Consider the following 3,605-nt stretch of genomic DNA (forward strand, 5'->3'; position numbering starts at 1 on the left):
GGCGGCGGCGTTCTCGACCTGCCGCACGCCCCACACCGCGAACGCCGCAGCCCCGCCGACGGTCACCAGCACGGTCACGACCTGCATGAGCAGGAGGGAACGCACCAGACGGGAGCCGCGGCGGGGCATGGCGGGATTCTCTACCGGGTGGTCTCGGTGCCGGAACCGGCGGCCACCAGCTCCTTGTCGTCCTCCGCGGTCCCGTCGTCCTTGCCGGAGCCGTGCTCGAGCTCCATGGCCTCGTCGACCAGCGACGGGTCCTCGAGCACCGCGGCCAGCCGCTCGCGGTCCAGCTCGCCGTTCCAGCGGGCGATGACCAGGGTGGCGACGACGTTGCCGATGCAGTTGGTCAGGGCCCGACCCTCGCTCATCACGCGGTCGATGCCGATGATCAGTGCGATGCCGACGGCGATCGCCTCGGGCGAGAAGAACTCGCCGCCGAAGGCCTGCAGGGACGCGGCCAGGGTCACCAGGCCCGCGCCGGTGATGCCCGCGGCGCCCTTCGACGTCAGGACCATCAGCAGGGCCAGGCCGATCTGGAGTCCGATCGACAGGGTCTCGTTGCCCGCCTGGATGATGAACAGCGCACCCAGGGTCAGGTAGATGCAGGTGCCGTCGAGGTTGAACGAGTAGCCGGTCGGGATGACCAGCCCCACGGTCTGCTTCGACGCCCCCGCCGCCTCGAGCTTGGTGAGCAGCCGCGGCAGCACCGACTCCGAGGACGAGGTGCCCACGATGATCAGCAGCTCGTCCTTGATCAGCCGGATGACCTTGAAGATGTTGAACCCGGCGATCCGGCTGACGAGCCCCAGCACCGCCACGATGAAGAACAGGCAGGTGCCCCAGAACACGGCCATCAGCGCGACCAGGTTGGTCAGCGACGAGGCGCCGAACTGCGCGACCGTGTACGCCATGCCGCCGAACGCGGCGACCGGCGCGGCCCACATGATCAGCTTGATGATCCCGAAGATCACCTTGGCGATGGTCTCGATCGACCCGACCACGCGCTTGCGCAGCGGGGCCGCGAGCAGCGAGACCGAGCAGGCGGTGAGGATCGCCAGGACCAGGACGCGCAGCACCTCGTTCTCGACGAACGGGCCGAGGAAGCTGGTCGGGAGCAGGTCGTTGAGCAGGAAGCCGGTGATGCCGCCCTGGTCGGCGCTCGTCCCGCTCTCCACCTGCTTGGCCGCGGACTCCAGCGCGGACTCCGACGGGGCGCCCTGGAAGCCGGAGCCGGGGGCGAAGATGTTCGCGGCCAGCAGGCCGAGGGTGAGCGCCACGACCGTCGCGACGAGGAAGTAGAACAGCGCCTTGAGGGCCAGCCCGCCCGCACGGGCCAGGTTGCCGATCGAGGCGATGCCCACGACCACGGTGCAGAAGATCACCGGGGCCACGATGACCTTGATCATCTGGATGAAGCCGTCGGCGAGCCACTTCACCCCCTTGGCGGCGTCGGGGGCGACCAGCCCGAACACGATGCCGAGGGCGATGCCGACCAGGACCCAGAACCAGAGTTGTGTGAAGAAGCGCTTCTTCGGTGCCGTCTGCGCTTGCGTGGTTGACACGTCTCGTCCTCCTCGACGTCCGCTGCTGGTCGGCACGGTAGGAACGTGACCGGCGCCATGTCAGGGTGTGCGCATCCATAATTGGGCGGGCCTTGAGGTTTCGCAGGACGGGAGCAAACGGACGGTGCGGGCACTGTTGGTCGAGGACGACGCCGTGCTGGGCGCCGCCGTGGCGAAGGCGCTGGCGGCGAACGGGTTCCGCGTCCAGCACGTGACCAGCGGCGCGGCCGCGCTCGCGGCCGTGGTCGACGCCGCGCCCGACGTCGTGCTGTTGGACATGGGGCTGCCCGACCGGGACGGGATCGGGGTCTGCCGCGGGATCCGCGAGGTGTCGCGGGTGCCGATCCTCGCCGTCACCGGCCGCGGGGCGGTGGAGGCGCGGGTCGCCGGGCTGCGCAACGGCGCGGACGACTACATCGTGAAGCCGTTCCTGGTCGAGGAGCTGCTGGCCCGCATCGACGCCGTGCTGCGCCGCACGCGGGGGCTCGGGGTGGCGCCCGCGGTCGTCGCGGGGGACGTGGAGATCGACCTGGCGCGCCGGTCGGTGAGCGTCGACGGAGCCGAGGTCGCGTTGGCGCGCAAGGAGTTCGACCTGCTCGCGGCGCTGGCCCGGCGCGAGGGCGCGGTCGTGGCGCGAGACGAGCTGCTCGACGAGGTGTGGGGCACGGTGGACGCCAGGGACAGACACGCGGCGCGGCGGACGCTGGAGGCGCACGTGGGGTTGGTGCGGTCGAAGCTGGGCAGGCCCGAGGTGATCGTGACGGCGCGCGGGGTGGGGTACCGGCTCGGGAAGTAGCCTCCCCGTGTGCCGGACCGTGATCTCGTCGCAGGTGGACTCGTCGTCGTCGACAAGCCCGGGGGGATGACCTCCCACGACGTCGTGTCCCGCCTGCGCCGCATCCTGCGCACCCGCAGGGTGGGGCACGCGGGCACGCTCGACCCGATGGCCACCGGGGTGCTGGTCTGCGGCGTGGAGCGCGGGACCAAGCTGCTCGGGCACCTCGCCCTGGACACCAAGGCCTACACCGCGACGATCCGGCTCGGCGCCTCGACGACCACGGACGACGCCGAGGGGGAGGTGCTCGCCGAGGTCGACCCGGCGGGTGTCACGGACGAGGCGGTCGCGGCCGGGATCGCCGCGCTGACCGGCGACATCGAGCAGGTCCCGTCGTCGGTGAGCGCGGTCAAGATCGACGGCAAGCGGGCCTACGCGCGGGTGCGGGCGGGGGAGGACGTGGTGATCCCGGCCCGTCCCGTGCGGGTCTCGGCGTTCACCCTGGTCGAGCGGCGGGGGCCCGAGCTCGCGGTCCTCGTGGAGTGCAGCTCGGGGACCTACGTCCGGTTCGGGCGGTTCGTGACCGAGGCATGATCTTCGGGAGACGCCGTTCGTCGCTCGCGGTGGAGATCCGCACCGACCGCGACACCTACCGCCCGGGCGAGCTCGTGCGGGCCACCGTCCGCCTCACGCCGAGCGCCGATCTGGACTCGCCCGAGGTGTCGGTCGCCCTGCTGCACGCCGACACCGTCACCGACGGCTCGTCCTGGACCGACTCGTGGGCCGTCGACGGGCGGTTCCTCGTGGCGGAGGAGCCGATGAAGGGCGGCCGGACGACCGAGTACGCCGTCGAGCTGCAGGTCCCGGAACGCACCACCGCACCGGAGGACGACGGGGACGGCGAGCCGCTCGTCGACGACCCGGAGGACTTCCGCTACGACATGGAGCTCTCCGACCTCTGGGGGGCGCCGAGCAGCGAGGGCCGCCGCGTCCGGTCGACGTGGTGCGTGCAGGTCATCGGGCGCGGGACCGGGCAGCCGGTCGACGAGCGGCACCCGGTCACCGTCCTGGCGCTGCCCGGCCCGGGGCGGAGTGGGACCCGGTCGCGGGGGCCCGCACAGGTCACGGTCGAGATCCCCGACCGCTCCGTCGCCCCCGGCGCCACGGTGTCCGGACGGCTGCGGATCGCCCCCGAACGCGAGCTGGAGGTGCGCGGCCTGCGGATGGACCTGCTTCTCGTGGAGCGCACCGCGGACCGGGTGCTC

Annotated in this window: 3 protein-coding genes and 1 pseudogene; 3 read left to right on the forward strand and 1 reads right to left on the reverse strand. The window is 72.0% G+C overall.

Annotated elements, in window-relative coordinates; translation table 11 throughout:
- Window positions 1-140 precede the first annotated feature (140 nt).
- Entirely contained in the window at window positions 141-1,565 is a 1,425-nt protein-coding gene (locus H5J29_RS25195; protein ID WP_181783507.1) for a cation:dicarboxylate symporter family transporter, read from the reverse strand.
- 124 nt (window positions 1,566-1,689) lie between these two features.
- On the opposite strand from H5J29_RS25195, the gene H5J29_RS25200 reads away from it, so the two are divergent.
- The 3 genes and pseudogenes from H5J29_RS25200 to H5J29_RS25210 all read left to right on the forward strand — a co-directional run.
- Window positions 1,690-2,361, forward strand: coding sequence for a response regulator (locus tag H5J29_RS25200; protein ID WP_181783508.1), 672 nt, complete (start codon window positions 1,690-1,692; stop codon window positions 2,359-2,361).
- Window positions 2,362-2,427: 66 nt separating this feature from the next.
- A pseudogene (truB, locus tag H5J29_RS25205) lies at window positions 2,428-2,907 on the forward strand (tRNA pseudouridine(55) synthase TruB); the annotation flags it as partial.
- Between the two features lie 23 nt (window positions 2,908-2,930).
- Window positions 2,931-3,605 (forward strand): hypothetical protein (locus H5J29_RS25210; RefSeq protein WP_181783509.1); only part of this gene is annotated, 675 nt, incomplete at its 3' end.

It is taken from the genome of Pseudonocardia pini, assembly GCF_013870575.1.
Lineage (GTDB): Bacteria > Actinomycetota > Actinomycetes > Mycobacteriales > Pseudonocardiaceae > Pseudonocardia > Pseudonocardia pini.